We start from the raw sequence: 5,595 nt of genomic DNA on the forward strand, positions 1-5,595 counted from the left end.
GGTGTGGGCGGCGACGGGCAGCGACCTGCTGCTGATCCCGCTGCTCGCGATGGCCCTCGGCGTGTGCGTCCTCGGCGTGGTGCTGGCCGCCGGCGCCACCCGGGCGCGGGCGGACGCCGCCAGGCTCGACGCGCTCGAACCCCTCCCGCCGACCCCCGGCCGTCCGGAGGGCGCGGCGTGACCGGGCCGGAGGCCGAAGGGCTGACGGAGGCGGAGGAGACGGCGCTGCGCGAGGCCGTCGCCGAGGCGGTGCTGGCCGCCCGCGCGCGCAGCCGCGCCGGCCTCGGCAGCGACCCCGCGGCCCACCTGGTGCTGGTCGCCGCCTCCCGGGTGGCCGCCGAGGAGACGAGCCGGCTGCTGCGGCAGTCCATCAACGGGGCGCGCGCCGCCGGCCACAGCTGGGAGGTCGTCGGGCGGCTCCTCGGCATCAGCCGGCAGGCCGCGCAGCAGCGCTTCGCCACCCCCACGGCCGGCGCCGCGGCCGCCACCGACGCGCACCGCAGGGTGCTCACCCCGCTCAACGCGTTCAACGAGATGGAGGCGCTGACCGACTCCGGCCGCCGCGGCTGGCACGTCGTCGACTACGGCCACCTCCACCACCTCGTCGAGTCCTCGCCGACCCAGTGGGAGCACCAACGCCTCTGGTGGCCGACCCGACGCCGCCGCCGGCGGATGGCCGAGCAGGGCTGGGAGCTGATCGTCCCCACCGACTTCGACTCACCCTGGGCCTACTACAAACGCCCCCTCGACCTGCCGGCCGAACCGGGCCTCGGCTGACCGCCGTCAGGAACCACCGGCCCGCTTCGCGCCTCCCCGCCGCCCCACCGGGCTCCCCGTCGGGCGCCTCGTCGGGCGCCTCGGACGTCATGTCCAACGGCTACACCCAGGTGTCCAACCACATCCGGGCGCGCCAGCCGTCGACGGGGATCTCGGTGCCGGTGTAGATCGGGTAGAAGTAGATGAAGTTCCACGCGATCAGCAGCACCAGCACCCCGCTGGCCACGATGCCCAGCACCCGGCGGCGTTCCGAGGAGCCGGGTGGGCCGAGCAGCGCGCCGATCAGCATCGCCACCGCCAGGCAGAGGAACGGCACCAGCACCACCGCGTAGAAGTAGAAGATGGTGCGTTCCTGGTACACGAACCACGGCAGGTAGCCGGCCGCCACCGCGCACAGCACCGCGCCGGCGCGCCAGTCGCGGCGGAAGAACCAGCGGTAGACGAGGTAGGCCAGCGCGAAGCAGGCCGTCCACCACAGCAGCGGCGTGCCGAGCGCCAGCACCTCGCGGGCGCAGCCGCTCGTGTACTCGCAGCCGTTCTCGCCGTGCTCCGAGGACGTGTAGAAGTAGGTGACGGGCCGGGTGGCGGCCAGCCAGCTCCACGGGTTGGACTCGTAGGTGTGCTCCGACGTCAGCCCGACGTGGAACTGGTAGACCTCGGTCGAGTAGTGCCACCAGCTGCGCAGCGCTCCCGGCACGAAGGAGTAGTCGCTCGGCCCCGCGCCCGGCCGGTTCGCCCAGTCGCGGTAGTAGCCGCCCGAGGTGAGGAACCAGCCCGTCCAGCTGGCCAGGTAGACCAGCAGCGCGACCGGCACCAGGGAGACGAACGCCGGCACCGCGTCACGCCGCAGCACCGCCCGCCTGGGGCGCCGGGCGCCGGCCGTGCGGCGGGCGCCCGCGTCCCACAGCACCGTGAGGATGCCGAACGCGGCGAGCACGTAGAGCCCGTTCCACTTGGTGGCGACGGCCAGGCCGAGGCAGACGCCGGCGGCGATCCGCCACGGCCGCGCGCCGAGCCGGAGCCGTGTCCCGATGTCCGCGTCGGGCCGCAGCAGCCCGTCGTCGCCGGACGGCAGCGCGGCCGCCAGCCGCGCCCTGGCGTGGTCGCGGTCGACCAGCAGGCAGCCGAACGCCGCCAGCAGCCAGAACATCAGCACCAGGTCGAGCAGCGCGGTGCGGCTCATCACGAAGTGCAGCCCGTCCACCGCCATCAGCAGCCCGGCCAGGCAGCCGAGCACGGTGGAGCGGAACAGCCGACGGCCGATGCGGCACAGCATCAGCACCGAGAGCGTGCCGAGCAGCGCCACCATGAACCGCCAGCCGAACGGCGTCAGCCCGAACAGCCACTCGCCGACCGCGATGACCCACTTGCCGGCCGGCGGGTGCACGACATAGGCGGCGGCCTCGTCGAACGGGGTCTGCCCCGCCATGATCCGGTCGTTGGCGTCGTCGGCCCACTCCGTCTCGTAGCCGCGCTGGAGCAGCGACCAGGCGTCCTTCGCGTAGTACGTCTCGTCGAATATCACGTCGTTCGGCGAGCCGAGATCGACGAAGCGGAGCGCCCCGGCGAGCGCCGCGACCAGGAGCGGCCCGCCCCAGCCGGTCCAGCGGGCCAGCCGCAGGGCGGCGGCCGGCGCGAAACCGAAGTACTGCCAGAGCCGGAAGCCCGGCTCCGGGTAGGGCGGCACCAGCCGCTCCCGGACGCCGGCGGATCGCGGCGGGACGTACCCGAAGCGGCGCAGCCGTTGCCCCCAGCCGGCGGGGGGCCGGCCGGGGTCCTGTTCCTGGGGGGCGTCGGTCACGGTCTGGCTGGTCATCACCGGACATCTTGGCATCCGGCGGCTCGGGCGAGCGTGAGGATGGGTGAGGATGCGGTATATGACTGGCGCGCACGGCACCTCCGACACCACCCCCGACACCGCCCCCGACCGGGCCACCGGCACCCTCGTGCTGGCCGGCACCCCCATCGGTGACCTGGCCGACGCCCCGCCGCGGCTGGCCGCCGAACTGGCCGAGGCCGACGTCGTCGCAGCCGAGGACACCCGGCGACTGCGGCGACTCGCACAGGGGCTCGAAGTGCGGGTCGGGGGGCGCGTGGTGTCCTACTTCGAGGGCAACGAGGTGGCGCGCACGCCGGAGCTCGCGGAGGAGCTGGCGCGCGGGGCGCGGGTGCTGCTCGTCACGGACGCCGGCATGCCGTCCGTCTCCGACCCCGGCTACCGCCTGGTCACGGCCGCGATCGAGCTGGGCGCGCGGGTCACGGCCGTGCCTGGCCCGTCCGCGGTGCTGACGGCGCTGGCGCTCTCCGGGCTCCCGGTCGACCGCTTCTGCTTCGAGGGCTTCCCGCCGCGGAAGGCCGGCGAGCGGGCCGCACTGCTGCGGGAGCTGGCGGGGGAGCGGCGCACGATGGTCTTCTTCGAGTCCCCGCACCGGGTGGCGGCCACGCTCGCCGCCATGGCCGAGGCGTTCGGCGCCGAGCGGCGGGCGGCCGTCTGCCGCGAGCTGACCAAGACCTACGAGGAGGTCCGCCGCGGCTCCCTGACCGAGCTGGCCGCCTGGGCGGCGGACGGCGTCCGCGGCGAGATCACGGTCGTGGTCGCCGGCGTGGCGCGGGGCCCCGTCGCCGCGCTCGCTCCCGCCGACCTGGCGGCGCTGGTCGCGGAGCGGGAGGCGGCGGGGCAGCCGCGGAAGACGGCGATCGCGGAGGTGGCGAAGGAGGCGGGCGTCCCGAAGCGGAGCGTCTTCGACGCGGTGGTGGCGGCGAAGCCGGCGGACTGACGGCCGTGGGTTTTTTCCCCCACCCTCCCCCAGCGTTAGCTGGGGGAGGGTGGGGAAAACCCGGCGGCCGGGGCCAGTGCGGCGGCGCCGTAGGATCGGCGTATGTCCAAGTCCGCCAAGGCCAAGGCGTTGGAGCCGGTGCCGCCGCCGTTGCCCGAGCCGTTGGCCGTGCCCGTCACCGACTCGCACACCCATCTCGACATGCAGGACACCAGTGTCGAGGAGGCTCTGGAGAAGGCCGCCGCGGTCGGGGTCACCCGGGTCGTGCAGATCGGCTGCGATCTGGAGCGCGCCCGGTGGGCGGTGAAGACCGCGGCCGAGCACGAGTCGGTGTGGGCCGCCGTCGCGCTGCACCCGAACGAGGCCCCGCGCCTCGACGCCGACGGCGCGTTGGACGCGGCGCTCGACGAGATCGCCGAGCTCGCGGAGCGCCGCGAGGTGCGGGCGCTCGGCGAGACCGGCCTCGACTACTTCCGCACCGGACCGGAGGGCGTCGCGGCCCAACAGCGTTCGTTCCGCCGGCACATCGCCATCGCCAAGGAGCTCGACAAGGCGCTGGTCATCCACGACCGCGACGCCCACGACGACGTGCTCCGCGTCCTCCGCGAGGAGGGCGCCCCGCGGCGGACCGTCTTCCACTGCTTCTCGGGCGACGTCGCGATGGCCGAGGTGTGCGCGGCCGAGGGCTACTACATGTCGTTCGCCGGCAACGTCACGTTCGGCAGCGCCCAGCCGTTGCGGGACGCGCTGGCCGCCGCCCCGCCCGAGCTGCTGCTCGTCGAGACGGACGCGCCGTTCCTCACCCCGACGCCGTTCCGCGGCCGGCCCAACGCGCCGTACCTGATCCCCGTCACGCTCCGCGCGATGGCCCGGATCAAGGGGCTGACGGAGAACGATCTCGCCCGGCACGTCGCCGCCAACACCGTGCGGGCCTTCGGGTGAAGGACCACGTGGAGGACTCGCTCCTCGGTCCGGCGGACGTGCGCGAGCTGGCCGCCGCGCTCGGCGTGCGCCCGACCAAGCAACGCGGCCAGAACTTCGTGATCGACGCCAACACGGTGCGGCGGATCGTGCGTGCCGCCGAGGTCGGCCCGGACGACGTGGTGGTCGAGGTCGGCCCGGGGCTCGGCTCGTTGACGCTGGCGCTGCTGGCCACCGCCCGGCACGTCACGGCGGTGGAGATCGACGACACGCTGGCGGCCGCGCTGCCGGCGACGGTCGCCGCCCGGCTCCCGGAGCGGGTGGACCACTTCGGGTTGGTGCACGCCGACGCGCTGCGCGTCACGGAGCTGCCCGGGCCGGCCCCCGGCGCGTTGGTCGCCAACCTGCCGTACAACGTGGCGGTGCCGGTGCTGCTGCACATGCTGGCGACGTTCCCGAGCCTCGAACGGGCGCTGGTGATGGTCCAGTCCGAGGTCGCCGACCGGCTGGTGGCCGGCCCCGGGTCCAAGGTGTACGGGGTGCCGTCGGTCAAGGCCGCCTGGTACGCGCACGCGCGGCGGGCCGGCGCGATCGGCCGCACCGTGTTCTGGCCGGCGCCCAACGTCGACTCCGGCCTCGTCGCCCTGACCCGCCGCGAGCCGCCGGCGACGACGGCGAGCCGGGCGGAGGTCTTCGCGGTGGTGGACGCGGCGTTCGCCCAGCGACGTAAGACGCTGCGCTCGGCGTTGGCCGGCTGGGCCGGCTCCCCGGCGGCCGCCGAGGCGGCCTGCGAGGCCGCCGGCGTCCCTTCGACCGCACGCGGCGAGGCCCTGACCGTCGAGGACTTCGCCCGCCTGGCCGAGGCCGGACCCCGCCGGGCCGGCTAGGCGGCCTGGCGGGCCCACCCGCCGGGCGCGACCGCCTCCGCGGCGACAGCAGCGCACCGCCGGCCCCGCCGCCTCGGCGGCAGCCGCGCACGCGCCCCGACGGGCGCGACCGGCTTCGCGGCGACAGCCACACGCGGGCCCCGCGCCCGACCGGCTCGCCGGCGGCGCCTCGCCCCCTTCGGGGGCCCCGCGCCGCGCAGCGGCCGGGCCGCGGGCCTCCGCCCACCCCACCC

At 75.5% G+C, this 5,595-nt stretch carries 6 protein-coding genes; 5 read left to right on the forward strand and 1 reads right to left on the reverse strand.

From position 1 onward, the window contains the following. Together E1283_RS37640 and E1283_RS30620 are read left to right on the forward strand one after the other, a co-directional pair. A partial coding sequence (locus tag E1283_RS37640; RefSeq protein ID WP_165956305.1) for a hypothetical protein occupies positions 1-181 on the forward strand: 181 nt, incomplete at its 5' end. After that, complete coding sequence (locus E1283_RS30620; protein WP_132821432.1) at positions 178-777, forward strand: hypothetical protein; 600 nt, start codon at positions 178-180, stop codon at positions 775-777. The genes E1283_RS37640 and E1283_RS30620, both read left to right, overlap by 4 nt. 100 nt (positions 778-877) lie before the next feature. On the opposite strand, the gene E1283_RS30625 is transcribed toward E1283_RS30620, so the two are convergent. Next, positions 878-2,593 (reverse strand): dolichyl-phosphate-mannose--protein mannosyltransferase, encoded by a 1,716-nt coding sequence (locus E1283_RS30625; RefSeq protein ID WP_132821433.1) that lies wholly within the window; start codon positions 2,591-2,593, stop codon positions 878-880. Positions 2,594-2,654: 61 nt separating this feature from the next. Between E1283_RS30625 and rsmI the strand changes: the two genes are divergently transcribed. The 3 genes from rsmI to rsmA all read left to right on the forward strand — a co-directional run bounded on the left by rsmI (position 2,655) and on the right by rsmA (position 5,362). Beyond that, positions 2,655-3,554, forward strand: a complete 900-nt coding sequence (gene rsmI, locus E1283_RS30630; RefSeq protein WP_132821434.1) for a 16S rRNA (cytidine(1402)-2'-O)-methyltransferase — start codon at positions 2,655-2,657, stop codon at positions 3,552-3,554. Between the two features lie 102 nt (positions 3,555-3,656). Further along, a complete protein-coding gene (locus E1283_RS30635; protein WP_132821435.1) occupies positions 3,657-4,496 on the forward strand; it encodes a TatD family hydrolase in 840 nt (279 codons plus the stop codon). Positions 4,497-4,504: 8 nt separating this feature from the next. Beyond that, positions 4,505-5,362 carry a 16S rRNA (adenine(1518)-N(6)/adenine(1519)-N(6))-dimethyltransferase RsmA gene (gene rsmA, locus E1283_RS30640; protein ID WP_243745217.1) on the forward strand — a complete coding sequence of 286 codons (858 nt, stop codon included), beginning with the start codon at positions 4,505-4,507 and terminating at the stop codon, positions 5,360-5,362. Positions 5,363-5,595 lie beyond the last annotated feature (233 nt).

The sequence above is a fragment of the Streptomyces hainanensis genome, from assembly GCF_004348415.1.
GTDB classification, from domain to species: Bacteria; Actinomycetota; Actinomycetes; order Streptomycetales; family Streptomycetaceae; genus Streptomyces; species Streptomyces hainanensis.

Bases quoted from the DNA above. Each gene is read 5' to 3' on its own strand.
- E1283_RS30625 (WP_132821433.1), bottom strand. From the start codon at position 2,593: ATGACCAGCCAGACCGTGACCGACGCCCCCCAGGAACAGGACCCCGGC.
- E1283_RS30635 (WP_132821435.1), top strand. From the start codon at position 3,657: ATGTCCAAGTCCGCCAAGGCCAAGGCGTTGGAGCCGGTGCCGCCGCCG.
- rsmI (WP_132821434.1), top strand. From the start codon at position 2,655: ATGACTGGCGCGCACGGCACCTCCGACACCACCCCCGACACCGCCCCC.